This window comes from Streptomyces sp. NPDC004610, from assembly GCF_040609715.1.
Lineage (GTDB): Bacteria > Actinomycetota > Actinomycetes > Streptomycetales > Streptomycetaceae > Streptomyces.
This window is the reverse complement of sequence record NZ_JBEXLA010000015.1, coordinates 56,808-81,199: the sequence shown is the minus strand read 5'-3', so window position 1 is coordinate 81,199 and position 24,392 is coordinate 56,808. Positions and strand designations below refer to the sequence as shown.

The following is a 24,392-nucleotide window of genomic DNA, read 5'->3' as shown; positions in this document are numbered from 1 at the left end:
GAGGCAAGGCGGACTCGGCGACAGGTCGGGGGGTGAGTCTGCTGCCGCAGCTGCGCTATCCCACGGTCACCGAACTGGTGTGGTCCGCGCGGGCCCTGGCCGCCGACCATCCCGGACTGTGCGGCCTGCGGCAGGTGGGCCTCTCGCGCGCGGGGCGCCCGTTGCATCTGCTGTCGGTCGGCCGGGGCAGCCGGTCCGTGCTGGTCGTGGCGGGCGCGCACGCCAATGAGCCCACCGGCGGGTGCACCCTGCTGGCGCTGGCCCGGCGGGTGCTGGACGAGCGGTCCCTGCGCGACGGGCTGTCCTGGCACTTCCTGCTGTGCGCCGACCCCGACGGGGCGAGTCTGCACAGCACCCCGGCACCGCACAGCCTGCTGGACTACCACCTGGGCTTCTACCGGCCGCCCGCGCCCGAGCAGCCCGAGTGGTCCCCGGCCGCGCTGCCCCCGGACCGGCTGCCGCCCGAGACCCGCGCCCTGACCGGGGTGATCGACGAACTGCGGCCCTACCTCCAGGTGACCCTGCACGGCACCGATCTGGGCGGCAGCTGGGTGCAGCTGACCAAGGACATCCCGGGGCTCGCCGAGCCGTTCGCGCGATCGGCGGCGGAGCTGCGGATCCCGGTGGAGACGGGTGCCTCGGACGCGGCGGGCTGGCCGTCCGCCGGACCGGGGGTGCATGTGATGCCCCCGCCGGACGCCGACGCGGCGTACCCGAGCATGCCGGACGACGCGCGCAACAGCACCTGGTACCACGCGCACCGCTACGGCGGGCTGACGGCGGTGGTGGAGGTGCCGATGTGGGCGAGCGACCTGGTGACCGATCCGGCGCCGCACCCGGCCCCGGCGGCGGCGCTGCGCCGGCTGGCCCAGCGGCTGCTGCGCGACACGCTGGAGGTGGAAGGGGTGCTGGCCGAGGCGCTGCCCCGGCTGAACGGGGCGGGCGGTCCGCTGCTGCGGGCCGCGCAGTGGGGCCTGGACCTGGTGCCGGGCCTGGCGGCCGACTGGGTGCAGACCGCGCCGGCCGGTTCCACGATGGCCTACGTCGGCAGTGTGGACGCCTTCGCCCGGCGGCTGCCGCTGCGGGCGGCGGCGATGCTGCTGCGGGTCCTCCAGGAGACCGACGACCGGGCGGCCCCCCGTCTGGAGCGGCTGGTCGCCGCCTGGAGCGCCTCCTTCGCGGACCGCTTCCGGGCCCGCTGGGTGCCCCTGGAGGACCAGACGGAGCATCAGAGCCGTACGGTCCTCGCGGCGGCGCTGCACGCCCGGGAGCGGGCGTCCTGAGCGTCCGGGAGGGACCGCCTCGGCTCAGGCGTCGTCACGCGTCGAGCGTGAACACCTCCCCGGTGCTGCCGCGCAGCTCGCAGTCGTTGGAGTAGGTCTGCCGGAACTCGACCGTCCGGCCGCTCCACTGCCCGCGCGCGTGGGCCGTGACCGGGGCGTAGAGCATGGGGCACAGCGTGTCGTCGGCGGGGATGTTCCCGATGTCCCCGTCGGCGGAGGACAGCTGCTCGCAGGCCGCGGTGGCGTGGGTGTGGCCCTGGGGCGGGTTGCACATCAGCAGCGTGCCGCGCGTGTCGCTGGACTGGGTGTCACCGCGGGTGACGGTCAGATAGAACCAGTTGCCCGGCAGCGCGGGCTGGACGGCGGGCTGCACGGTCGCCTGGGCCGGGAGCGCGGCGGCGGCCAGCAGCAGAACCGCGAGAAGCGAGCCGCGCGCGGCTCTGCGGGGGTACGGGGATGTCGTGTGCGTCATTCCCGATGCATCGGCACGGCGGTGCCCGAACCCCAGTCCGACTCACCCGAACGGGAGGGTCGCGGCGCCCGGCGCCGGGCCAGGTCGAAGGCGTGCAGCACGATCTGCGCCTGGTAGGCGACCTGCCGTTCGACGGGGATCCAGCGGGCCCCGCAGCCGTCGTGGAAGTCGGCGCACCACAGGTCGAGGAGGCGGTCCAGCTCGGGCAGCACCACGGCCGGGTCGGTCCCGGTGGAGCGGACGAGCTGGTGCAGCAGCCCGGCGGTGCGCAGCGCGATCCGGCGCCCGGCCAGCCGCAGCGCGGTGAGGTGGGCGGCGGTGAGCGGCGGCAGCCCGTGCGCGGTGTGCCGGTCGCGGGTGTCGGGGTCCCAGGCGTCGGCGAGGCCGGGGCAGACCAGGAGGTAGTCGTCGACGGGCGCGAGCAGCGGGGCGGCGTCGGGCGCGGCGGCCAGCTGCGGGCGGCAGCGGGCGAGGAGCGCCTCCAGAAGCCGCATGTCGTGCCGCAGGACGCCGCTGACGGCCCGCAGCGCGCTGTCGGGGTCCGGGGGCACGGAACCGTCCTGGACGGCCGCCACGCCCCACATGGGCGCCTCCACGACGGCGGTCACCGTGCCGTGCCGGTAGGGGTGGAACCAGGTCGAGTCGACGGCGGCCTCGGTGATGGCGGCGGCCAGGTCGCCGTGCCGGGGGTGCGGGATGCGGTAGACGGAGGGGCCGAGGGCGGGCCAGTACAGGGTGTCGTAGGGGCCGAGTTCGCGCGGTACGGCGTGCCGGGCGGCGGTGCGGGCGAGGCGGCGGGCGATGCCGGGCAGGTCGTGGGTGAGCTCGACGAAGCCGCCGCCGACGTCGACGCCGTGCAGCGAGCACTGGAGGAACGGTTTCAGCTCGTCCTGGAGGGCGAGCAGGGCGCGGGTCTCGGGCAGGGCGGCGGCGCCGGGGCCGTCGGGGAGCCATTCGGGCTGTTCGCGAAAGCCGGGGCGGAAGAAGTTCCGGAAGTAGCTGCCGAGGGTGTAGGGGCCGGTCAGCCAGCGCTCGTTGCGGCGCAGTCCGTCGGGGTCGACGCAGAGCAGCAGGTCCCAGGTGACATCGGTGCCGTCGCGCAGGGCCGGGTCGGCGAGGACGCGTTCGGCGAGATGCAGGGCGGTGGCGCCGCCGCACGGCTCATTGGCGTGCGGTCCGGCGACGACCAGGACGTGCCGGGCGCCGTGGCCCACGGACAGCAGCCACAGGGGGGTGCCCGCGCGGGAGGTGCCGGCCCGGCGGAGCCGGGCGTGCCGGGGGCTGCGGGCGACGAGGGCGGCGGCGCGGGAGGCGAGTTCATCGACGGTGGGATAGCGCTGGAGGGGCGGCAGAGCACACCTCCACATCGCACCGTCGCTTCACCTGCTGTGCAGACACAGACACAGTCAGTCACTCATCGGGGCGGGCGTCAACACCGCGTCGGGCAAAGGGTTTCCCGTCCCGGGGGGGGGAGGCTTGGCGGGATCGGGGCTCGGGGTTCTTCGTGGTTCCTCGGGGCTCATCGCTGGGGGGCCGGATCAGGACCCGAGGGATCCGCACGCGAGGGGCCGGACCAGGCCCAGGCGCTTCCCGCCGCGAGGGCCCGACCGGGCCCAGGGGATGCGCCCCGCGAGGGACCTGACCAGACCCCGGGGATACGCCCCGCGAGGGGGTCGGACCGGACCCCGGGGATACGCCCCGCGAAGGGCCGGACCAGACCCCGGGCCCAGGGCCCTGGGCTTGGCTTCTTCCCGCGAGGGCCGGGTCAGCCCGCGGCCAGCCGGAAGGCCATCGTGCCGAACGACACCTGGTCGCCCTCGCAGACCACCACCGCGCCGATGACCCGGCGGCCGTTGACCGTGGTGCCGTTGGTGGAGCCGAGGTCGCGGAGCACCCACATGCCGCCCTGGCGGGTGAGTTCGGCGTGCACGCGCGAGACCGTCTCGTGGTGGAGGCGCAGTCCGCTGGCGGGATCGCGCCCTATGCGCAGGGCGTGCCCCGAGGCGGGGTGCGGAAGCAGCAGCTTGGGCAGCCGCTCGGCCTGCCAGGCGCGGCGCAGCCGGACGGTGAAGCCGGAGACCGCCTCGACCGTGCCGAACACCGCGCGCGAGAGGCGGCTCTCGGTGGGGAGGTCGGCGGTGAGCAGCGCGAGTTCGTCGGAGCGCCGGGCGGCCAGCGCCAGTTCCATGCGGCGCACGAACGTGTCGTGGGAGAGGCGGCCCATGGCGACGCCGTCACGCAACACCTTCAGCGCCTTGTCGCGCTCCGCGTCCGACAGCCTCGCGGGGTACGTGGGGAACTCGAAAGACGACGTCACAGTGGTGATTGTCGGTCAGCGCGGCCCCCAGTGTCCAGGAATCGGCGAAAGGGCGCCCCCGCGCGCGTACCCCGGGGCGAAGGGGGCGCCCGGGAGAGGGGGTGGCCGCAAATGGGGGTATGCACCAGCGGACCCGGTGCGCGTCGCACACGATGGACGCGCTACATCACGGTGAACAGACGAAGGGGAACCGTCCGTGCAGTTCGAGGTGTGGGCACCGCGGGCCGACCGCGTGACGCTGGAGTGCGGGGGCGACTCGCACACGATGGAAGGTGATCCGGGCCGGGCGGGGTGGTGGACCGGGCACGCGGAGGCGGCGGACGGCACCCGCTACGGCTTCGCGCTGGACGGCGGCCCGGTACGCCCCGACCCGCGCTCCCGGCGCCAGCCGGACGGCCCCGACGGGCCCAGCGCGGTCGTCGACCACTCCCGGCACACCTGGCAGACGCCCTGGCCGGGACGCCCGCTCCAGGGGGCCGTCCTGTACGAGCTGCATGTGGGCACGTTCACCCGGGACGGCACCCTGGACGCCGCCGCCGAGCGCCTCGGCCATCTGGCGGAACTCGGGGTCACCCATGTGGAATTGATGCCCCTGTGCCCCTTCCCGGGGCGGCACGGCTGGGGCTACGAGGGCGTCTCCCTGTGGGCGGTCCACGAGCCGTACGGCGGCCCCGGTGCCCTGAAGCGGTTCGTGGACCGGGCGCACGGCCTGGGGCTCGGCGTGGTCCTGGACGTCGTCCACAACCATCTGGGGCCGTCCGGGAACTACCTCCCCGAGTTCGGCCCGTACTTCACCGACACCCATCACACCCCCTGGGGGTCGGCGGTGAACCTGGACGCGCCCGGGTCGGACGAGGTGCGGGCCTTCCTGCTGGGCAGCGCGCTGGCCTGGCTGCGGGACTACCGCCTGGACGGGCTGCGCCTGGACGCCGTGCACGCGCTCGCGGACACGCGCGCGTATCCCTTCCTTGAGGAGCTGTCCGCGGCGGTGGACGCGCTGGCCGCCGAGGAGGACCGGCCGCTGTTCCTGATCGCCGAGTCCGACCTCAACGACCCCCGGCTGATCACCCCCCGCCCCGCGGGCGGGCTCGGACTGCACGCCCAGTGGAGCGACGACTTCCACCACGCCCTGCACACCGCCCTCACCGGCGAGTCGCAGGGCTACTACGCCGATTTCGCCCGCGCCCCCCTGGACGCCGTCGCCAAGACCCTCACGGGCGGCTTCTTCCACGACGGGACGTACTCGTCCTTCCGTGACCGGCATCACGGCCGCCCCCTGGACCGGACACGGGTGGCCGCGCACCGGCTGCTCGGCTACAGCCAGACCCACGACCAGATCGGCAACCGGGCCCAGGGCGACCGGCTGTCCGCGAGCCTCTCCCCCGGCCTGCTGGCCTGCGCGGCGACCCTGACGCTGGCCGGCCCGTTCACCCCGATGCTGTTCATGGGCGAGGAGTGGGCGGCGGGCACCCCGTGGCAGTTCTTCACCGACCACACCGACCCCGCCCTCGCGGAGGCGGTACGACGGGGCAGACGGCGGGAGTTCGCCGCGCACGGGTGGGCCGAGGAGGACGTCCCCGACCCGCAGGACCCGGCGACCCGGGACCGCTCCTGCCTGGACTGGTCCGAGCCGCGCGAGGAGCCCCACGCGCGCGTACTGGCCTGGTACCGCCGCCTGATCGCCCTGCGCCACGACCGCCCCGACCTCACCAACCCCGATCTGTCCGACCTCAAGGTCGCCCACGACCCCGGGGCCCGCTGGCTGGCGTTCCGCCGGGGCGACCTCTGTGTGGCCGTCAACCTCGCCGCCGCGCCCGCCGCGATCCCCCTGGGCACCCGCCGCGCGGAGATCCTCGCGGCCTGGGAGCCGGTCCCCACGCCCGGCGCGGACGGGGTGCTGCGGCTGCCCGGGGAGTCGGGGGTGGTGCTGGTCCAGCCGTGAGGCCGCGTGGGCCTTCTGGGGCCGCGTGGGGCCTCCTGGACCGGCCCTCGGCGGGGCCGGGCCCGGGGGCTCACACCCCGTCGTCCACGGCGTCCGCCCTGAGGTCCGTCACGCGTTCCAGGAGGATCGACTCCCAGGCGCGGTGCAGACGCTCCCGGAGCGGGGGCAGCGGGGCGTGGGTGCCGAGGGCCGCGGCCAGGCGCAGTACGGCGTCGCAGCGGGCCAGCCACAGGCCGCGCAGACAGGGGCGGGCGCCGTACCCGGCCAGGGTGGCGGCGCGGACGGCGGCCGGGGAGCCGACGGCGGCGGCCAGCCCCGCGATGTCCTCGGCGGGGTCGCCGAGGACGGCCTCGTCCCAGCCGAGGACGCCCCGGACCCGGCCGTCGCCGCTGACGACGAGGTGCTCCGCGGTCAGCGCGTGCTGGACCAGGACGGCGGGGGCCGTCTGGACGCCGAGCTGGGCGGCGGCGGCCGGGGTGAGCTGGTGCACGCGCGCGGGATCGAACTCGTCGGCCGCGGCGAGCCGTTCGGCGGCCCGCTCGGCGGCGCGGCGCAGCGTCTCCAGGGAGCGGGGCGCCCGGCGCGGCACACCGAGTGTCTCGGCCTGCCGTACCGGCACCTCGCGCAGCCCGGTGAGCACGGCGGCGAGGTCGGCCTCGCCCACCGCGGACACGTCATGGCGGTCGGCGGAGCCGCCGGGCACCACGGTGTCGAGGGTGTAGCCGAGACCGGGCGCCCACTCGCCGTGCGCCACGCTGGCCGGTACGGCGACCGGGAGGTACGGGCGCACCAGGTCGCGGACGCGCAGTTCGCGGCGGCGTCCGGTGCCCGTCTCGGGGCCGGGGGCGAGGCGCAGCACATGGCGGGCGCCGACCCACCAGGTGGCGCCGCCCGGGGAGGCGGGGCGGATCTCGGGGCCGCCGGGGCCGTCCGGGTCGTCCTTGAGCAGGCCGCGGACGATCCGGCGGACGGTGTCCTCGGTGGGTGCGGATGATGCTGATGCCTGGGTCATGGTCGCGCGCCGTCGCTCGGGGCTCCTGGGGGCGGGTCAGTCCACGACGACCAGTTCGCGGGTGGTGTCGTTGAGGCGCCGCCCGCCGTCCTCGGTGACGGTGACGATGTCCTCGATCCGGACGCCGAACCGGCCGGGCAGATAGACGCCGGGTTCGACGGAGAAACACATACCGGGCACCAGGGGCTGTTCCTCGCCCTCGATCATGTAGGGCGGTTCATGGGTGGTGACGCCGATGCCGTGGCCGGTGCGGTGGATGAAGCGGGCGCCGTAGCCGGCCTCGTCGATGACCGCGCGGGCGGCCCGGTCGACCTCCTGGCAGGCGACGCCGGGCCGGACGGCCTCGTATCCGGCCTGCTGGGCGGCGCGCACCAGGTCGTGGACCCGGCGCTCCTCGTCGGTGGGCTCGCCGACGTGGACCGTGCGGGAGGTGTCGGAGCCGTAGCCGTCCCGGAGGCCGCCGAAGTCGAGGACGACCATGTCGCCGCGCTCGATGACCCGGTCGCCCGCCTCGTGGTGCGGGTCGGCGCCGTTGGGGCCGGAGGCGACGATGGTGAAGTCGACCTGCTCGTGGCCGTGCCGGCGCAGCAGCGCGGCCAGGTCGGCGGCGACCTCGGACTCGCGGCGCCCGCCGAACGGCACCGCGCGGATCTCCTCGAAGGCCGCGTCGGCGGCGGCGCCTGCGGCGGCCATCAGCTCCAGCTCGGCGGCGTCCTTGACGGCGCGGAGCATGGGCAGGGTGTCCGAGAGGGCGGCGTAGGAGCTGTCCGGCAGGGCTCTCTGGAGCCCCAGCAGATGCAGCGCCCAGGTGTTGTCGCTGACGCCGAACCGCCCGGAGGCGGCGAGCAGGGCGGCGGTCGCGGCGTAGGGGTCCTTGCCGTCGGTCCAGTCGCGCAGGGTGATCGCGGGCGCCCCGGTGGCCTTGGCGGCGTCCGGGGCCTCCAGGGTGGGCACGACGAGCGCCGGGTCCTGGCCGGGGACCAGGACCAGCAGGGTGAGCCGTTCGGTGGCCGCGGGCGGGGCGTAGCCGGTGAGCCAGACGAGATCGGGCCCCGGGGCGACGAGCAGCCCGGCGAGCCCGGCGGCCTCGGCGTCCCGCACGGCACGCGCCATACGGGCCCGGTAGTCGTCGGCGGTGAAGACCACACGCGTGCTGGCGGTCATCGGGTACCTCCCTGGCGGCTGGCTGACAGGGCCTGTCCGCAGCATCCTGCCCGCCCGAGGGGTGGGGCGCGAGCGCTCTGCATGGGTTTGTCTTGGGGCGGGGGGTGGGGTGGGGGTGGTTGGGGTGTGGGGGGGTGGTGTGTCGGGGGGCGGGGCGGGGCGGGGTGGTCGGGTGCGGGGCAGTCGGAGGATTTCGGCGCCGGTGAGGGGGGGGCTGGGGCGTGGGGGCGGTGTGTGGAGTCGTGGCCGGGGGAGGTGTCGGGCCCTGCGGGGAGGGGCGCGATCTTCCTGCTCAGCCCGTACTTGCAGGGCGTGTCGGGCCCCGCGCGCAGGGGAGGGCGCTCTCTACGCCGCCCCGAACCAGGGCCCCGCGCGCGGGGCCGGTGCTGCATGGACGCGGCCGGTGCGGCGGGAGCGGTGTCCAGGGGCCGTTGCTCAGGGGAGGCCGGGGCGGAGAGCCTGCGCCGGGGGCGGCGCTCACGCGCGGGGCCGCTCACGCGGACGGAGGGTCGGCGAGGCGACCGGTCCGAGTGAGGCGCCGGGTAACGAGCCCCTCGCCGGGGCGTATGTCACGCTCGCCAAGCGGCCCGGCCGCGCGGACGCGATGCCGCACTGACGCCGCCAGCGCGGCGGGAACGGCCTCCCGGGGCCCTTGCCTAAGAGACGCCAGGGTGCAGGAGGCCAGGTGCCAGCGGCACCGCTCCCCGCGCGGGGCCGCTCACGCGGAGGGTTGGCGAGGCGAGGCGACCGGGGAGAGGCGCCGGGGAACGGCCCCCGGGCGGGGGCCGTCACCGCCCTGGCAACACAGCCCCACGCGGACGGAGGCTCGGCATGGACACCCGACCCGCGCGAGATGCCCGGGAACAGGCCGAACAAGCCGCCTGGCGGGGTGCCGTGGCTACACCGCCCCCTCCCGGAACGGAGCCCCCCGCACGCGACGACCGTGCCGCACGGACGCGGCCGGTGCGGCGTACCGGCTGCCACAGCCCGCTGGAAGTCGGGGCCGAGACCCGGCCGGAGGTAGCGCCGGGAACGGTGGCACACGCGGAGCGGTACGGAGCGACCAGCAGAAGCGCCCCACGCCCACACCCGAAGCTGGTCACCCTCCACCGCCCCACGCCCACACCCGAGGCCGGTCACCCTCCACCAGCACGTGATCCGGCGCATGGCCGACCCACGCCCCCACGCGAGGCGGGTCCCCCGGGCCGGGCCTCGTGGCCGACGCCCCCCGGGGACGCAGTCCCCGCGCAACCGGACCGCACCCGTACCGCACCCGAACACCCGGACACCCTGACCGCACCCCAACACCCAGCCCCCCGTCACGTCACCAGCGCCGGTGTCACGGACAGCTGCTGATAGCCCCCGCTCTCGTGGCGGACCGTGATCGTGACCGGCTTGCCGGGGGCGCTGGTGTCGACGGCGCGGACGAGGTCGGCGGCGGTGTCGACGCGGGTTCCGGCGAAGGTGAGCAGGATGTCGCCGCGGACCAGGCCCGCGGTGTGGCCGGGGCCCGGCACATGGACGCCGACCAGCAGGGCGCCCGCCTTCTCGGCGTCCACGGCCTCCACGCCGAGGGCGGCGGTCGGCGGGGCGGGGAGCACGGGGCCGGGGGCGCCGCGGGCGACGGTGGCGGTGGTCCGGGGTTCCGGCGCGGCCTCCGTCCGCCGCTGGAGCTCGGCGAGCCGGCTCATGCCGATCACGGTGGCGCCGACGGTGCCGAGGCCGACCCCGGAGAGCACCAGCACCGTGCCCGCCAGCAGACCGAGCAGCAGGGTCCGCAGCCGCCGCCGCGTCCGGCGCCGGGCGGCATGGGGTCGTCGGCCGGGCGCGGCCCTGGCCCTGCCGGACTCCCGGCCGGGCATCGGTTTGGGACGCAACGCAGTCTGTTCCATCGGATCGCCTCCGGCTGGTGCCCTACCCGGCGCACCGGCACCCGACGAGCCACGAAAGAGTGAGACTGAACAACGGGTTTGACCCGGCGGGCGCCGCTTGGCCTCCGCCGTCCCCGCTGCCCCCGGGCCACCCGAACGGCGGCCGGGAGCCGTCCGTCGCCGACCCGGCGGCGAGGTCGCTCCGCCGACGGACCACGACCGCCCGGCGCGCGAAACCGCGCCCCTGCCCCCGCCTCACCACCCCCTCACCACCGCTCGCCGCCCCCTCGCCCCCCTCACCACGCCTTCACCACCGCGCCACTGCCGCCTCTCCGCCAACTCCCGCCGTCCAGATGGACGGCCGGTTCATTCGGCCCGGATTGTCAGTGCTCACTGTTACGTTCTGTGACATGACGGATAGCGCGCTCCAGCTGCTGCGGCAGCACCCGCGGCTGGCCGGGCTGGCCGCGTTCCCCTTCGCCTTCGATCTGGACCGGGCCGCGCAGGACCCCGGGGGCCCGGTGCGGCTCGCGTCCGGTGCGCCGCTGGAGGCCATCGCGGGCGACGACTCGGGCGGTACGTACTTCCGCTGCGCGGACGGCTCGGTGCTGTACGCGTCGGCGGACGGCACGGCCGGGGTCATCGGCTCGTCGGTGAGCGAGGCGCTGGAGGTGGTGGTCGGCCTGCCGGGCTGGGCGGCGTACGGCGATCCCGGGCCCGGGGCCGACGCGGCGGAGGTGCTGGACGCGAGGGCGCCGACCGGGACCGGGAGCCGGGCCCACGAAGCGCTGGACGAAACGCGGAGCGAGCACGCGCTGGACGCGGCCCGGAGCGAGCACGCGTTGGACGCGGCGCGGAGCGAGCTGCGCGCCGGGCTGGGGATGCCCGCGCGCTCCCCGGCCGAGCTGCTGGCGCTGCTGCACACGGCGCTGGGGCGCACGGAGCCCGATTTCCTGCTGCTGGACGACGCGGACGGCCACGCCTACGCCCCGCTGCACGGCCGCGCGCGCCCCCCGCTGTGGGAGCCGGTCCTCGCGCGCGGGCGGGCCGACCTGGCGCTGCTGCGCGCCGGGGACGGGGAGACGGCGGCGGCGATGCGGCAGGACGCGGTACGGCGGCGGGTGGTGCTGCGGGCGGCGCAGTTCGACCGGGGCGAGGAGGATCTCGGGCTGCTGCGGCGGCTGCTGCGGCTGGCGGCGGGCGCGTCGACGACCGATGAACTGCGGCTGGCGGCCGTACTGGTGGGCCGCTTCGGCCGGGCGGCGGATCTGCCGCTGCTCAACGAGGTGCGGGAGACGGACTTCGACACCGCCTGCGGGCTGAGCGAGCTGCCCGGACTGGACGCGAGCGGTACGGAGCTGGCGCGCTGGGCCCAGTGGCTGGACGAGTCGATGTTCGGCACGGACCCGGCGGGCGAACCGCTGCTGACCTGGACGGGCCTGGCGCTGGACCAGGGGCTGACCGAGCACGCCCGGGTGGCGCTGATCCATGAGCTCGACGCGCTCACGCTGGACCAGGGCAGGCTCAGACGGCCGGACGACCCCTCCCGGCTGAACCCGGAGCCGCTGGGCGCGCTGGCCCGGGAGTTCGAGCGGCTGGGCGATCTGCGGCAGGCGCTGCGCGCCCAGCGGCTGTACGCGGCGCTCCAGGAGACGGCGTGGGACCGGGTGTCGGCGCGGCTGACCCAGGCCCGGCTGGAGCGCGAGGCGGGGCGGGCGGTGCAGGCGGCGGGGACGCTGACCGCCGTCCGGGCGGTGCTGGCCGATCCGGGGGACGGCTCGCTGGCGTACTGGCGGCGGGTGAACCTGGGCCGGTTCATCGCCGAGGAGCACTACGCGCTGGCCAACGCCCTGGCCGACGCGCGGCTGCCGCGGCAGGCGCGGGCGGTGCTGGCGGCCGGGGACGCGATACTCGGCGAGCTGTCGGACACGGCCGCGAAGGGCGTCCGGCAGCTCGCCGAGGAGACCGCCACCTGGGTGTGGGGCGTCAGCTGACCGCTTCCAGGGACGGCGCCTGTACGGACAGGCCCCGTCCGGAGGGGAAGGGCAGGGAGAGCCGTGGCGGCGGGAGCGGGGCCGGTGCCCGGTCCGGCAGGAAGCCATGGGTGCGTCTCGCCAGGTAGTCGGCCCGGTAGCGGTCGACGGTGCGGTGCCAGTGGAGGATGCCGGACATCCAGTTCTCCAGATCGGTCACATAGTCGCGCATGATCCGCCGCCCCTCGGCGGACAGCTCGAAGTCGTCGTAGACGACGGGCAGTTCATGGGCGACGACATGCTCGAACTGCTTCATCCGCTGGGTCATCAGATCGTGGACGATGCCGACCGCGGTCGGGTAGTCGCAGCCGAAGAAGTTCTGCACCACGAGGATCGAGTTGTGGATCTCGCCCTCGTACTCGATCTCCTTCTGGTAGGAGAAGACATCGTTGAGGAGGCAGGCGTAGTCGGCGGCGGCGTTCTCCAGGGAGCGGACGGGGCCGGTGCGGTAGATCTCGTCGGGGACGGCGGGGCCGTGGCCCATCCGGCAGAGGCCGAGGGTGAGATCGGAGCCGAAGGTGTCGCGGCGCATCTCCAGATAGTCGACGGGGTCGGGGACGCGGTGCTGGACCTGGTTGACCAGCTCCCACATCCAGGACGCGGTCATCCGGTCGACGGCGCCCTTGAGGCGTTCGCGGTGGGCGGTGCTCATCCCGGCGGTGGTGCGGGCCCACAGGTCGATCAGACCGCGTTCCATGGCGTTGACCGGGACGGGGACGGGCTCGCCGTGCACGGGCATGCAGTCGGAGAGCCGGGCGGTGGTGAGCCGGGCGGCGGCGAGATCGCGGCGGTTGCCGTAGACCAGGGGGTAGTAGTCGTCGCCGTAGGTGCCCCAGGCGAGCCAGCCGGCGCTGAGGTCGAGGGCCTCCTCGGTGCCGTCGGGGTCGATCCCGGCGGAGCAGAGGGCGAGATCGCAGGCGCGGAGCTTGTCCTCGTCCCAGACGCCTTCCTGGAGGAAGCCGATACGGCGGGAGTAGTCCAGGAGCCGGGCGCGGGTGGCGTCCAGATGGGGGCTGAGCCGGGATTCGAAGGGCATGTAGAGGTCGGGGACGAGGGACGGGCCGACCTTCGGGTACGGCACATGGGTGTGGGGGCGCAGCCGTCCGGCGCGGCCGAAGTAGGTGGGGGCCGAGGCCGATCCGCCGGTCTGGGCGAGCAGCTGGGCGAGTGCGGCGGCCGAGGTGCCGGGGCCGGTCGGGGTGGTCCAGGGGGTGGTGGTGGGGCGGGCGTTCTCGTTCATGTAGCGGCTGGAGCGCAGATGCCACTCATGGCCGCCGGACTGCCAGTCCTGGAGCCCCTTGGTGTAGGCGGCGACGGCGGTCACCTCGCCGGGGGTGAGGCCGTGTTCGAGGGCGAGGGCGGGGACCTCGGTGAGGGCGGTGTGCTCGAACTGGTGGAGGCGGGAGGTGAGGATGTCGTTGACATGCTCGGCGGCCTCCTGGGTGGGGCAGCCGAAGAAGGTCTCCAGGACCAGCACACCGTTGCTGAGTTCGCCCTCGTCCTCGACCTCGCGCTGGTAGGAGAAGAGGTCGTTGCGCAGATGGACGCCGTCGGAGAACGTCTCCATCAGCACCCGCAGCGGGCGGGACCCGGCGACGGCGGCCGGTACCTCGGCGGTCGCGTACTCCACCAGCCCCGCCGACCAGGGGGCGCCGCCGACCTTGCGGCGCATCTCGATGTACTCGACGGGGTTGGCGATCCGCCCCTCGTTGATGTTGGACAGCTCCCACAGGGACTCGTTGAGCAGATGCTCGGTCGCGGTGGCGAAACGCTTCCTCCACTGCGGGGACATGGACGGGACGGTACGGGCCCACAGATCGGCGAGCCCGGCCTCGACCGGGTTCTGCGGCTCGGGCACGGGGGTGGCGAGGTCGAGCGGCATGAACTGCGGCAGCCGGTCGAGATACGCCTTGCCGCCCGCGCGGTCCTGGGAGCGCTTGAAGGTCTCCAGGAAGTGGTCGTCGAAGAAGAACACCCACACGTACCAGTCGGTGATCAGGGAGAGGGCGGGTCCGTCGCAGTCGGGATGGGTGTAGGCGCACAGGAGCCCGTAGTCGTGCGCCTCCAGATCGGACTGGTCCCAGATCCCGGACCCTTCCAGCATGCCCATCTGCCGCGCCCATGCGGTGGAGTGGCTCCGGGCCTCGTCCAGATGCGGATTCAGGCGGGCCGGATACGGCATGTAGAAGTGCGGGAGTTCGAACGGCTGCGTCATGGCCCCGGGCTACCCGGGTCCCTCCGGACCCATCCGCTCAAAGGCAGATGATCACACCATCGCGTGAATCGAGGACGAATCCGGAAGTTCCCGGGCCGCCGTATGGCTCCCGCCGTGCCGCTCCCGCTGAGCGACGACGGCGGCGGCGACGGTCGACGGGGTGGGTGAGACAACCGGTCGGCTCACCCACCCCGTGCGACAACCGCTCAGCTCAGGCCCGCCGTCTTCAGCCACTCCTGGGCCACGTCCAGCGGGTCCTTGTTCTCCAGCTGCACCTGGGCATCCAGTTCGAGCAGGGTCGCGGTGTCCAGCTCGGCGGAGACCGCGTTGAGGGCGTCCACACCTTCCTGGGACAGCCCGGACTTGTGGACCAGCGGGGTCACATTGGCGAACCCGAAGAGGTTCTTCGGGTCCTTGAGGACCACGAAACCCTCCTTCTTGATGGTCGGGTCCGTGGTGAAGATGTCCGCCGCCTGCACGGTGTTGTCCGTCAGCGCCGCCTGGGTGAGCGGGCCACCGGCGTCCAGCGCCTTGAAGGACTTGAACTTCAGGCCGTACTCCTGCTCAAGACCGGGCAGGCCCTGCTGGCGGGTCTGGAACTCCGGGGAGCCGCCGATGACCATCTCGGGCGCGATGTCCTTGAGGTCGTCGAGGGTCGACTCCGCGGTGAGGCCGTACTTCTCGGCCGTCTCGGCGTTGACCGACACCGAGTCCTTGTTCTCGGCCGGGGAGGACTCCAGCAGGGTCAGCTCGCTGTTGAGGCCCGCCTTGACGGCCTCGTTGACCCCGTCCGCCGACTCCTGCTCGGCATCGGCGTCGAGGTAGGACAGCAGGGCGCCGTTGTACTCGGGCAGCACCGTGATGGTGCCGTTCTCCAGCAGCCCGTAGGTGGTCTCCCGGCTGCCGATGTTGGGCCGGTACTCGACGTCGATGCCCTTGGCCTTGAGCGCCTCGCCGTAGATGTCGGCGAGCAGGATGCTCTCGGCGAAGTTGTTCGAGCCGACGACGACCTTGCCGCCCTCCGCCTGCTCCCCCGCGAGCGGGTCGGAGGTGTCGTCGGACGAGCCGCACCCCGCGACGAGGGCCGCCACGACGGCGAGCGCGGCGGCGGCCACGCCGGGGTGTCTCGTACGGGTCCAGCTGCTCTTCGCGGTAGAAGTCACGATGTCCGTTCCGGGCTCGGAGATGGGATGAACTGTCGATGGACGACTCGTTGGGGGCCGAGCCGGTGGATGACTCGGTGGAGTCAATGGAACCGTTGGAACCGCCGATGACGCATGGCGTTTTCTGATCCAATCCAGCAGCTTCTGGCGCAGTCAAGTGCTCCTCGGTGACCAAGCGGTTTCGGACCGTAATCATGTGCGAAGGACGCGCGGACAACCCGCCACCGAGCCGCAGCAGGTTGTAACGGATTCTTGACTTCTGGCCGCCAAGCGATCACCGCAAGAGAAGGTAGTCTCCCCGGAGTTGGCGGACGTCACACGGGTATACGGAGGTCGCACTCGTGTCGCCCCCCGCACCTGTCGTCACCCGTCGTCAGCCGGCCTCGACCGGTCGGAATCGGTCTCCGATCGTTCTGCGACAGTCATGTGAAATCTTGGCGCGACACCCTGGAGGAGGCCCGGTGGCCACTGGCGGAGGCCCGGAGTCCATGAGCGCACCGGACGACGCGCCGACCCCTGACGGGTCCTCGGCCCTTCGCGCCCTGCCCGTGCCGCGCCGGCTGCGGAACCTCGTCGTCCGCTGGCCCTTCCGGCGGAAGCTGAACGTCCTGGTCGGTGTGCCGCTCGCCGGACTGGCCCTGCTGCTCTCCTATCTGATCGCCGGACAGGTCGGGCAGGCCCGGGACGCGGCCGAGGCCGCCCAGCTCGTCCGGGACAGCACCCAGGTCGCGGAGCTGGTGGACCGGGTGCAGACCGAGCACCAGCAGGCGATCCTGCTCTCGGTGCGGTTCGAGGCGCTCAACGCCGATCAGTCCGCCGCCGCCTACCGGGTGGCCCAGTCCTCGGTGGACGACCAGGTGACGCGGGTACGGGACGCCTTCGGCGACCGGATGCCGGGGACCGCCGCCCGTGCCCTGCGCGAGATCGACAGCCTCGTCGCGCTGCGGGACACCATCGAGCAGGGCTTTCTGCCCGCCGACAACGTCGACCTCGCGTACACCAAGGTCGCCGAGGCCCTGATCGACGGACTCGCGCTGGACCGCAACCCCGTCCTCTCGGCCACCTTCATCGGCGATCTGCTGGACTCGCTGCTGCGCGCCGACGCGGCCCACGCCGTCTTCGAGACCTCCGTGCTGTCGGCGAGCACGGGCGACCCGAACACACAGGTCGAGTTCATCAACGCGGCCGGGGCCCAGGAGCTGTACGTCCACCAGGCGGAACGATTCGGCCGGTTCGCCACCGAGGAGCAGGTGGAGGAGCTGTCCGGGATCGTGTACAGCGTCCCGCAGGCCACCATCGAGGAGGAGTACGCGAAGCAGCAGATCGACCCCGGCGGCCTCCAGTTCGAGACGCCGGAGGAGACCCGCGCCTCGCTCGCCGAGGCCCTCGCCGCCTTCCCCACCTACCGGGAACAGGCCGAGGTGCGGCTGGAGATCACCGAATCCCTCATCAACCAGATCGCCGACCGCGCCGAGGCCACCTCCAACGAGGCATGGCGGAACGCGGCCTGGCTGCTGAGCGCCGCGGTGCTCGGCTACGGGCTGTGGCTCGGTCTGTCGGTGGCGGTGCGCCGCTCGGTGGTGCGCCCGGTGCTGGAGCTGACCGGCGCCGCGCAGGAGGTCGCCGACGCCGCCGCGCGCGAGCTGGCCCGGGTCGCCGACGACGACACCGAGGACGAGGGGCCGCCGCTGCTGCGGGACATGCCGGTCACCGCCCGCGACGAGATCGGCGAGCTGGCCGACGCCTTCAACCAGGTGCAGACCACCGCCGTCGCCCTGCTGGAGCGCCAGGTGCTCAGCCGCCGCAATGTCGCCGAGATGTTCGGCAACGTCGGCCGCCGGGTGAGCAACCTCACCACCCGCCAGCTCGCGCTGATCGACGCCGTCGAGCGCGGCGAGACCGACCCGGAGCTGCTGGAGCGGCTCTACCGCATCGACCACATCGCGGTCCGGCTGCGCCGCAACGCCGACAGCCTGATGCTGCTGGCCGGGCTGCGCGAGACGGTCCTCGCCGCCGGGCCGACCGCGCTCACCAATGTCGTCCGGGCCGCGCTCGGCCAGATCGAGGGCTATCAGCAGGTCGAGCTGCACGCCGGTACCGAGGTGATGGTCGAGCCCGACATCATCGGCGACCTGACCCTGATGGTGGCCGAGCTGCTGGAGAACGCGGTGGCGTTCTCCCCGGCCGGCAGCCCCGTCGAGGTCACCGTCGGCACCGGCGAGGCGGGCGGCGCCGTCATCACCGTCGCCGACCACGGTCTCGGGATGAGCGCCGAACGGCTCGCCGAGGAGAACGCCCGGCTGGTGCGCCGCGAGCGTCTGGACCTGGTCCCGACCAAGGTGCTCGGGCTGTTCGTGGTCGGTACGCTCGCCCGCCGCTGGGAGATCGGCATCACGCTGGCCGGCACCCCGGGCGGCGGTGTCACCGCCGGCATCGACATCCCGGCCTCCCTGCTGCTGGCGATGAGCGCGGTGGAGGGCGGGAAGCCGCAGGTCCCGTCCCTGAACAACGGCACGGCCCCCCGGCCGGTCGCCACCGCCACCGGCTCCGACTCCGGTCCGCGGCCCGCCGCCGCGCTGCCCGCCGGGCCCGACGCCGAGGCGCCGCTGCCCCGCCGGGTCCCCCGCCGCGACCCCGCCGACGACGACCGGGCCGCCACCGCCCTGATCCCCAAGGCCCGGACCGCCGAAGCGCCGTCCGAGCCCGGCCGGGGCGACGCCGCCGCCCGCCCGCTGCGGCGCCGGGTGCGGGGCGCGACCCTGCGCACCACCGCCGCCGACACCGGCCACCGCCCCGCCACCACGGCCCCCGCCGACGCCGACGCCGTACGCGACGCGCTGGACGAGTTCGAGGCGGCGATCGAGCGGGCACACCGAGACAGTGCGAACGGCTCCGCCGACAGCCCCACCGGACCCCGCACCAACGCCCCGGCTCTCCCCACGTCCCCCACGTCCCCCACGTCCCCCACGCCCCTCACGCCCCCCACTCCCCCGACTCCCCCCACGCCCACCCCACCCACCGCACAGCACGAGAAGCACCTCCCGGAAGGAGCGGAGCAGTGAGTACGTCGACAGGTGGCACTCCGGCGCAGGGCGCCACGCCGGACGAACTGCGGGCCGCAGCAGCCGACTTCACCTGGCTGCTCAATCGCTTCGCGACGGAGACGGCGGGTGTCGTGGACGCCATCGCCGTCTCCTCCGACGGGCTGCTGATCGCCGTGGCCCAACTGCGCGAACGCGCGCACTCGGAGCGGCTCGCGGCGATCGTCTCGGGTCTGACCAGCCTGGCCGCCGGTGCCTCCGGCAACTACGGCCTGGGCGCGCTGAACAAGGTCATCATCGATCTGGAGGGCGGCCATGTGCTGGTCTCCGCGATCGGCAACGGGGCCGTCCTCGGTGTGGTCGCCGACAAGGAGGCCAAGCTCGGCAACATCGCCTATGAGATGACGCTGTTCGCCAACCGGGCCGGCGCCGCGCTCAGTCCGCAGCTGGTGCTGGAGCTGAAGAACACGGTCGGCGCCACCTCGGCCGGCTGACCGGCCGGCCCGGCAGCGGTCACCGTTCGCGGCAGCGTTCGCGCAAGAAGAGGAAGAAGAGACCAGTCATGGCGGACGGCCGCAGCTCCGGTGCGCCGGGTCCGGACCCGGGGGAACCGGTCGCCGCGGTACGGCCGTTCCTGGTCACCGCGGGCCGGGTGGCGGGTACGGCCACCGGCCGGACGATGCCCGTGGAGACCCAGGTGATCGCCACCGCCGGGGGAATCGGCGCGCTCGGCCGGCTCTCCTTCGAGAACCATGACATCGTCGCCGCGTGCGCGGTGCCGCAGTCGATCGCCGAGCTGTCGTCCCGGCTCAAGCTGCATCTGAACGTGGTCCGGGTCCTCGCCGAGGATCTGCGGGCCGACGGGCTGCTGGCGGTGCACGTGCCCGACGCCGCCGCCACCCATGACGCATCCGTGCTGCGCAGGGTCATCGACGGCCTGCGGGCGATTCCCGACTCCCGAGGGGTACTCCGTGACACCGACTGACCGTCTCGCCGTCGGCACGGCCGGGCAGACCGCCGTACGCCCGCCGCTGCCGGTCAAACTGGTGATCGCGGGCGGGTTCGGGGTGGGCAAGACCACCACGGTCGGCGCGATCTCCGAGATCGAGCCGCTCACCACCGAGGCCGCGATCACCGAGGTCGCGGCGGGCGTGGACGATCTGAGCCACACCCCGCGCAAGACCACCACCACCGTCGCCATGGACTTCGGGTGCCTCACCATCGACCCGACGCTCAAGCTGTATCTGTTCGGGACGCCCGGCCAGGAGCGGTTCGGGTTCATGTGGGACGACATCGTGGAGGGCGCGGTCGGCGCGCTGGTCATCGTGGACACCCGTCGGCTGGACGACTGCTATGCCGCGGTCGACTACTTCGAGCACCGGCGGATTCCGTTCGCGGTCGCGGTGAACGCGTTCGACGGGTCGGTGGAGCACGCCATGGACGAGGTGCGGTGGGCGCTGGATGTCGCCGAACGGGTTCCGGTGGTGGTGTTCGACGCGCGGGAGCGGGGGTCTGTGCGGGACGCGTTGCTGGTGGTGCTGCAGTTGGCGTTGGAGCGGGCGGAAGGGTAGGGCGGGGGGGAAGCGGGTGCGGTCGGTGGGGGCTGGTCGCGCCCCTGACAAGCGCCCCCTACGGGGCGCTGTGCCTTCTCACTCCCCTGGACACCGTCAGGCGTGCCGCCAGCCAGAACACCCCCAGCGTCACCAGCGCCAGCACCGCCACCAGCGTCGCGCCGCCCACGACCTTCTCGTAGTCGCGCTGGTAGAGGCCGTCCACGATGTAGCGGCCCAGGCCGCCGAAGCTGACGTAGGCGGCGATGGTGGCCGTGGAGACGATCTGGATGGCCGCCGAGCGCAGACCGCTGAGGATCAGCGGGAGGGCGACCGGGATCTCCACCCGGAAGAGGATCGCGGGTTCGGCCATGCCCATGCCCCGGGCCGCGTCCACGGGGGCCGGGTCGACGGAGCGGACGGCCTCGTAGGTGGTGACCAGGATCGGGGGGATCGCGAGGACCACCAGGGGGATCATCACGGGCGCCAGGCCCAGGCCCAGCAGCACGAACATCAGGACCATCAGACCGAAGCTGGGCAGTGCGCGGGCGGCCGTGGCGATCAGGGCGAGGGTGTTGCCGCCCCGGCCGGTGTGCCCGGTGATCAGGCCGACCGGCAGGCCCACGGCGGCGGCGATGCCGAGGGCGAGCAGCGTGTACCGGAGGTGCTCGGCGAGCCGGGTGGGGATGCCGTCGTAGCCCTGCCACCGGGCGCTGTCGCTGAAGAAGGCGTCGATGAAGCTCAGGATGTTCATGGGGTGGACTTCTCCAGGGCGGCGCCGGTACGGGAGGAGGAGCCGCCGCCGGTCGCGCGCGAGCCGCGGGGCATCCAGGGGGTGACCAGCAGCCGCAGACCGATCAGCAGGGCGTCCACCGCGACGGCGAGCACGGCCGTGCCGATGACGGACAGCCAGATCAGCCGGGGCTGGTTGTAGATCATGCCGCTGTTGAGGAGGTTGCCCAGCGCGCCCTGGTTGCCGATCAGCATGCCGACGCTGACCAGGGAGATGCTGGAGACGGACGCGACCCGCAGACCGGCGATGATGGCGGGCGCGGCGATCGGCAGCTGCACCTGGAGGTAGCGGCGGATCGGGCCGATGCCCATGGCGGTGGCGGCGTCCAGGGTCTCGCGCGGCACCGAGCGCACCCCGTCGACGATCGCGGGGACGAACACCACCAGGCTGTAGACGGCCAGCGGGATCATCACGGTGGTCTCGCTGAGCCCGGTGTAGTCGATGAGGACGACGAAGAAGGCGAGCGACGGGATGGCGTAGAGGATCGTCGTCACCCACAGGACCGGCGGGTAGAGCCAGCGCACCCGGACGCAGAGCTGGGCGATGGGCAGCGCGACCAGCAGCCCGATCAGCACCGGCACGAGCGCGTTGCGCAGATGCAGGCCGATCAGTCCCCAGTAGGTGTTCTGGAGGTCGCTCGGCATGTCGAACAGGCCGTTCACGGGGCGACCTTCTCGGTCCGGTGGCCGCGCTGGGCGCCCAGGCCGCTCTTGGCGTGCTCCCCGCGGATGGTGTCGCCGATGGTGGCCTGGGAGACCACCCCGGTGGCCCGGCCCTCGGCGTCCACGGCGACGGCCCAGCCGGTCGGCGAGAGCACGGCGGCGTCCAGGGCGGCCCGCAGGGAGTCCTCGGCGGGGTGGAAGGGGTGGCCGTAGGGCAGCAGCCGTTCGGGGTGGATGTCACCGGCGGTGAGTTCGCCCCGGACGCCCCAGCCGAGCGGGCGGCCGTCGAGGCCGGTGACCAGGAGGTAGGGCACGTCCTCGCCGTCGCGGGCGGCGAGCTGCTCGGCGGTGGCGTCGACGGCGACGATCGGCGTGGTGAGCAGCGGCAGTCCGGCGGACGGGAAGAAGGAGAGACGGCGGACGCCCCGGTCGGCGCCGAGGAAGTCCTCGACGAAGTCGTCGGCAGGGTGCGAGAGCAGTTCGGCGGGCGGCGCGAACTGGGCGAGCCTTCCCCCGGTGCGCAGCACGGCGACCATGGTGCCGATCTTGACGGCCTCGTCGATGTCATGGGTGACGAAGACGATGGTCTTGCCCAGCTCGGCCTGGAGGCGCAGCAGTTCGTCCTGGAGGCCCTTGCGGACGATCGGGTCGACGGCGGAGAACGGCTCGTCCATCAGCAGGACGGGCGGGTCGGCGGCGAGGGCGCGGGCCACGCCGACGCGCTGCTGCTGGCCGCCGGAGAGCTGGTAGGGGAAGCGCTGGGCGAGGGCGGCGTCGAGGCCGACGCGCTCCATCAGCTCGCGGGCCCGGGAGCGGGCCTTGTCCTTGCTCCAGCCGAGCAGGCGGGGGACGGTGGCGATGTTGTCGACGATGGTGCGGTGCTGGAAGAGGCCCGCGTTCTGGATGACGTATCCCATGGAGCGGCGCAGGGTGTTGACCGGTTGCTGGGTGACGTCGACGCCGTCGATCAGGATGGTGCCCTCGCTGGGCTCGACCATCCGGTTGATCATGCGCAGGGTGGTGGTCTTGCCGCAGCCCGAGGGTCCGACGAAAACGGTGATGGAGCGGTCCGGTATGTCCAGGGAGAGCCGGTCGACCGCCACCGTGCCGTCCGGGTAGCGCTTGGTGACTGAATCTATCCGTATCAAGGTGCCGGATACCCTTCGGGGTTGGCAGATGCTGAGCGCGTTCACACACCGTTGTGCGCGGTCTCGGCCGGTCGCGGACCGAGTCTAGACCGGTAGTGTTGCGGAAACTTGGCGTACGCACACCGTTTCCCGACCGTAATGGTCGGATTCCCGATCGGCCGCACGGATTCCCCGGCCGGGGCGGGGATTCGCGCTGCGACCCGCCCCGTGCGCGAACTCACGCCGCGACCGGCAGCCCCGCGCTCCTGCGCACCCGGCGCTCCCCGTCCACCGCGAACACCTCGCACCCCGCGCGTCCGGCGGCCCAGGCGATGCCGTCGGCGCCCAGCGCGAACGCGGCGGTGGCCGTGACGTCCGCCTCCGTCAGGGTGGGCGCCACCACCGTCAGGCTCAGCAGGCCGGTCGCGGGCCGCCCGGTGCGGCCGTCGAGGATGTGGTCGCCGCGCTCGTAGCGTGCCGAGGTGGCCACCGCGCCCTCCTCGATCTCCAGCACCACACACACCTGGTCCGCGATCTCGGGGTGGCGCACCCCCACCCGCCACGGTCCCCCGGCGGCGACCACATCGCCCCCGGCGTTCAGACAGAACCTGCGCACCCCGGCCTCGCGCAGCAGCCCCGCCGCCCGCTGCACGGACCAGCCCTTCACCACCGCACAGGGATCGAGCCCGCGCCCCGGCAGCCGTACGTCGAACGCGCCGCCGGTCTCGGCCCGGTACCGCTCGGACAGGAACAGCACCTCGGCGAGGTCGGCGCTGATGTCGTCCGGCCCCAGCTCACCCCGGTCGAGCCGGCAGACCTCGCTGTCCGGGCGGAACGGGCTGAACCGCCGGTCGACCTCGCGCAGCCAGCCGAACACCGCGTCGCCGAGCCCGTCCGGCACGCTCTCGTCGTCGATCCGCAGCGAGACCGGGAAGCCCATCACCTGCTCGACCCGGTGCATGTCAGACGCCCTTCGCGTCGAGCACGGCCTGGAGGGACTGCTTGTAGGCGTCGCTGGTGATGGTCGCGCCGGAGACGGTGTCGATGTCGGCGCCCTGCGCGGAGAGGGTGTCCTCGATCAGCTGCGGCACGGCGGCCGTGGTCTGCGGGTGGTTGGGCTGCTGGAGCATCCGCACGGCGCTGATGGTGTCCCCGTCGAAGGTCACCTCGACCTGGACCGGGCCCTTCTCGGTGTTGACCGTCGGCCCGGCGAGCGTCTCACTGACGGGCTCGGCGGCCGGTTCGTCGGCGGCGGGTTCATCGGCGGCGGGTTCATCGGCGGCGGGTTCATCGGCCGGTGCGTCCGCCTCCGCGGCCTGCGCGTCCAGGGCGGCCTGCAACGACTCCCGGTAGGCGTCGCTGGTGAGGGTGGCGCCGGAGACGGTGTCGATGTCGGCGCTCTGCGCCGAGAGCGTCTCCTCGATCAGGGTCGGGACGGCCGCCTCGGTCTGCGGATGGTCGGGCTGCTGGAGCATCCGCACGGCGCTGATGGTGTCCCCGTCGAAGGTCACCTCGACCTGGACCGGGCCCTTCTCGGTGTCGACGGTCGGCCCGGTGAACACGGTGCTGCCACCACCCGCCGCGGTCGCGGAGGGGACGGGCGCCGGGGCGGTCACGACGGTGGAGCCGGTGTCATGGGAGGGGGCGTAGCGCCACACCGGGATCAGTCCGGCCACGGTGAGGGCCAGGACGGGCAGTACTCGCTTCACGATCGATCGTTTCCTTGTCGTCGGCTCGGTCGGTGGGG

General features: G+C 73.7%; 20 protein-coding genes. 7 read left to right on the top strand and 13 right to left on the bottom strand.

Annotated features, from left to right (window positions below):
• Nucleotides 1-32 precede the first annotated feature (32 nt).
• A complete protein-coding gene (locus tag ABZX40_RS18735; protein ID WP_355739993.1) occupies nt 33-1,283 on the top strand; it encodes a M14 family zinc carboxypeptidase in 1,251 nt (416 codons plus the stop codon).
• A 34-nt stretch (nt 1,284-1,317) separates the two neighbouring features.
• On the opposite strand, the gene ABZX40_RS18730 is transcribed toward ABZX40_RS18735, so the two are convergent.
• From ABZX40_RS18730 to ABZX40_RS18720, 3 genes are all read right to left on the bottom strand, one after another.
• A complete protein-coding gene (locus tag ABZX40_RS18730) occupies nt 1,318-1,755 on the bottom strand; it encodes an SSI family serine proteinase inhibitor (RefSeq protein ID WP_355739994.1) in 438 nt (145 codons plus the stop codon).
• The gene (locus ABZX40_RS18725) at nt 1,752-3,122 is read right to left on the bottom strand and encodes a M14 family zinc carboxypeptidase (protein ID WP_355739995.1); all 1,371 of its coding nucleotides are present in this window, start codon (nt 3,120-3,122) and stop codon (nt 1,752-1,754) included. The genes ABZX40_RS18730 and ABZX40_RS18725 overlap by 4 nt, the downstream gene beginning before the upstream one ends.
• 398 nt (nt 3,123-3,520) lie before the next feature.
• Complete coding sequence (locus ABZX40_RS18720) at nt 3,521-4,072, bottom strand: FHA domain-containing protein (RefSeq protein WP_355739996.1); 552 nt, start codon at nt 4,070-4,072, stop codon at nt 3,521-3,523.
• A gap of 196 nt (nt 4,073-4,268) precedes the next feature.
• On the opposite strand from ABZX40_RS18720, the gene treZ reads away from it, so the two are divergent.
• Nucleotides 4,269-6,014 (top strand): malto-oligosyltrehalose trehalohydrolase, encoded by a 1,746-nt coding sequence (treZ, locus tag ABZX40_RS18715; protein ID WP_355739998.1) that lies wholly within the window; start codon nt 4,269-4,271, stop codon nt 6,012-6,014.
• A 70-nt stretch (nt 6,015-6,084) separates the two neighbouring features.
• On the opposite strand, the gene ABZX40_RS18710 is transcribed toward treZ, so the two are convergent.
• From ABZX40_RS18710 to ABZX40_RS18700, 3 genes are all read right to left on the bottom strand, one after another.
• A complete protein-coding gene (locus ABZX40_RS18710) occupies nt 6,085-7,026 on the bottom strand; it encodes an aminoglycoside phosphotransferase family protein (protein WP_355740000.1) in 942 nt (313 codons plus the stop codon).
• A gap of 36 nt (nt 7,027-7,062) precedes the next feature.
• Nucleotides 7,063-8,190: an aminopeptidase P family protein gene (locus tag ABZX40_RS18705; protein WP_355740002.1), complete on the bottom strand. Its 1,128-nt coding sequence runs from the start codon at nt 8,188-8,190 to the stop codon at nt 7,063-7,065.
• A 1,319-nt stretch (nt 8,191-9,509) separates the two neighbouring features.
• Nucleotides 9,510-10,082 (bottom strand): PDZ domain-containing protein, encoded by a 573-nt coding sequence (locus ABZX40_RS18700; RefSeq protein ID WP_355740004.1) that lies wholly within the window; start codon nt 10,080-10,082, stop codon nt 9,510-9,512.
• A gap of 389 nt (nt 10,083-10,471) precedes the next feature.
• On the opposite strand from ABZX40_RS18700, the gene ABZX40_RS18695 reads away from it, so the two are divergent.
• The gene (locus tag ABZX40_RS18695; protein WP_355740005.1) at nt 10,472-12,055 is read left to right on the top strand and encodes a hypothetical protein; all 1,584 of its coding nucleotides are present in this window, start codon (nt 10,472-10,474) and stop codon (nt 12,053-12,055) included.
• Here ABZX40_RS18695 and cyc2 read toward each other — a convergent pair.
• Both cyc2 and ABZX40_RS18685 read right to left on the bottom strand, forming a co-directional pair.
• Entirely contained in the window at nt 12,048-14,309 is a 2,262-nt protein-coding gene (gene cyc2 / locus ABZX40_RS18690; RefSeq protein WP_355740007.1) for a germacradienol/geosmin synthase Cyc2, read from the bottom strand. The two genes, ABZX40_RS18695 and cyc2, sit on opposite strands and share 8 nt — an antisense overlap.
• Nucleotides 14,310-14,515: 206 nt before the next feature.
• Nucleotides 14,516-15,472, bottom strand: a complete 957-nt coding sequence (locus ABZX40_RS18685; RefSeq protein WP_355740009.1) for an ABC transporter substrate-binding protein — start codon at nt 15,470-15,472, stop codon at nt 14,516-14,518.
• Nucleotides 15,473-15,960: 488 nt separating this feature from the next.
• Here ABZX40_RS18685 and ABZX40_RS18680 point away from each other — a divergent pair, with 488 nt between their 5' ends.
• The 4 genes from ABZX40_RS18680 (at nt 15,961) to ABZX40_RS18665 (ending at nt 20,084) form a co-directional block, all read left to right on the top strand.
• Nucleotides 15,961-18,534 (top strand): ATP-binding protein, encoded by a 2,574-nt coding sequence (locus ABZX40_RS18680; RefSeq protein ID WP_355740011.1) that lies wholly within the window; start codon nt 15,961-15,963, stop codon nt 18,532-18,534.
• Nucleotides 18,531-19,007 (top strand): roadblock/LC7 domain-containing protein, encoded by a 477-nt coding sequence (locus ABZX40_RS18675; RefSeq protein WP_355740013.1) that lies wholly within the window; start codon nt 18,531-18,533, stop codon nt 19,005-19,007. The genes ABZX40_RS18680 and ABZX40_RS18675 overlap by 4 nt, the downstream gene beginning before the upstream one ends.
• A gap of 68 nt (nt 19,008-19,075) precedes the next feature.
• Nucleotides 19,076-19,498, top strand: coding sequence for a DUF742 domain-containing protein (locus tag ABZX40_RS18670; protein WP_355740015.1), 423 nt, complete (start codon nt 19,076-19,078; stop codon nt 19,496-19,498).
• A complete protein-coding gene (locus tag ABZX40_RS18665; protein WP_355740017.1) occupies nt 19,485-20,084 on the top strand; it encodes an ATP/GTP-binding protein in 600 nt (199 codons plus the stop codon). Before ABZX40_RS18670 ends, ABZX40_RS18665 begins: the two co-directional genes overlap by 14 nt.
• A gap of 58 nt (nt 20,085-20,142) precedes the next feature.
• Here ABZX40_RS18665 and ABZX40_RS18660 read toward each other — a convergent pair whose 3' ends face one another.
• The 5 genes from ABZX40_RS18660 to ABZX40_RS18640 all read right to left on the bottom strand — a co-directional run bounded on the left by ABZX40_RS18660 (nt 20,143) and on the right by ABZX40_RS18640 (nt 24,354).
• A complete protein-coding gene (locus ABZX40_RS18660; protein ID WP_355740019.1) occupies nt 20,143-20,817 on the bottom strand; it encodes an ABC transporter permease in 675 nt (224 codons plus the stop codon).
• Nucleotides 20,814-21,518 (bottom strand): ABC transporter permease subunit, encoded by a 705-nt coding sequence (locus ABZX40_RS18655; RefSeq protein ID WP_355740021.1) that lies wholly within the window; start codon nt 21,516-21,518, stop codon nt 20,814-20,816. The genes ABZX40_RS18660 and ABZX40_RS18655 overlap by 4 nt, the downstream gene beginning before the upstream one ends.
• Nucleotides 21,515-22,666 (bottom strand): ABC transporter ATP-binding protein, encoded by a 1,152-nt coding sequence (locus ABZX40_RS18650; RefSeq protein WP_355740023.1) that lies wholly within the window; start codon nt 22,664-22,666, stop codon nt 21,515-21,517. The genes ABZX40_RS18655 and ABZX40_RS18650 overlap by 4 nt, the downstream gene beginning before the upstream one ends.
• A gap of 217 nt (nt 22,667-22,883) precedes the next feature.
• The gene (locus ABZX40_RS18645; RefSeq protein WP_355740025.1) at nt 22,884-23,606 is read right to left on the bottom strand and encodes an FAD:protein FMN transferase; all 723 of its coding nucleotides are present in this window, start codon (nt 23,604-23,606) and stop codon (nt 22,884-22,886) included.
• Nucleotide 23,607: 1 nt separating this feature from the next.
• The gene (locus ABZX40_RS18640) at nt 23,608-24,354 is read right to left on the bottom strand and encodes an FMN-binding protein (RefSeq protein WP_355740027.1); all 747 of its coding nucleotides are present in this window, start codon (nt 24,352-24,354) and stop codon (nt 23,608-23,610) included.
• Between the last annotated feature and the right edge of the window lie 38 nt (nt 24,355-24,392).

Excerpts from the sequence above, each read along its gene's own strand:
- ABZX40_RS18730 (WP_355739994.1), bottom strand. The coding sequence starts at position 1,755 with ATGACGCACACGACATCCCCGTACCCCCGCAGAGCCGCGCGCGGCTCG.
- ABZX40_RS18725 (WP_355739995.1), bottom strand. The coding sequence starts at position 3,122 with ATGTGGAGGTGTGCTCTGCCGCCCCTCCAGCGCTATCCCACCGTCGAT.
- ABZX40_RS18710 (WP_355740000.1), bottom strand. The coding sequence starts at position 7,026 with ATGACCCAGGCATCAGCATCATCCGCACCCACCGAGGACACCGTCCGC.
- ABZX40_RS18705 (WP_355740002.1), bottom strand. The coding sequence starts at position 8,190 with ATGACCGCCAGCACGCGTGTGGTCTTCACCGCCGACGACTACCGGGCC.
- ABZX40_RS18700 (WP_355740004.1), bottom strand. The coding sequence starts at position 10,082 with ATGGAACAGACTGCGTTGCGTCCCAAACCGATGCCCGGCCGGGAGTCC.
- ABZX40_RS18695 (WP_355740005.1), top strand. The coding sequence starts at position 10,472 with ATGACGGATAGCGCGCTCCAGCTGCTGCGGCAGCACCCGCGGCTGGCC.
- cyc2 (WP_355740007.1), bottom strand. The coding sequence starts at position 14,309 with ATGACGCAGCCGTTCGAACTCCCGCACTTCTACATGCCGTATCCGGCC.
- ABZX40_RS18680 (WP_355740011.1), top strand. The coding sequence starts at position 15,961 with ATGAGCGCACCGGACGACGCGCCGACCCCTGACGGGTCCTCGGCCCTT.
- ABZX40_RS18670 (WP_355740015.1), top strand. The coding sequence starts at position 19,076 with ATGGCGGACGGCCGCAGCTCCGGTGCGCCGGGTCCGGACCCGGGGGAA.
- ABZX40_RS18660 (WP_355740019.1), bottom strand. The coding sequence starts at position 20,817 with ATGAACATCCTGAGCTTCATCGACGCCTTCTTCAGCGACAGCGCCCGG.
- ABZX40_RS18645 (WP_355740025.1), bottom strand. The coding sequence starts at position 23,606 with ATGCACCGGGTCGAGCAGGTGATGGGCTTCCCGGTCTCGCTGCGGATC.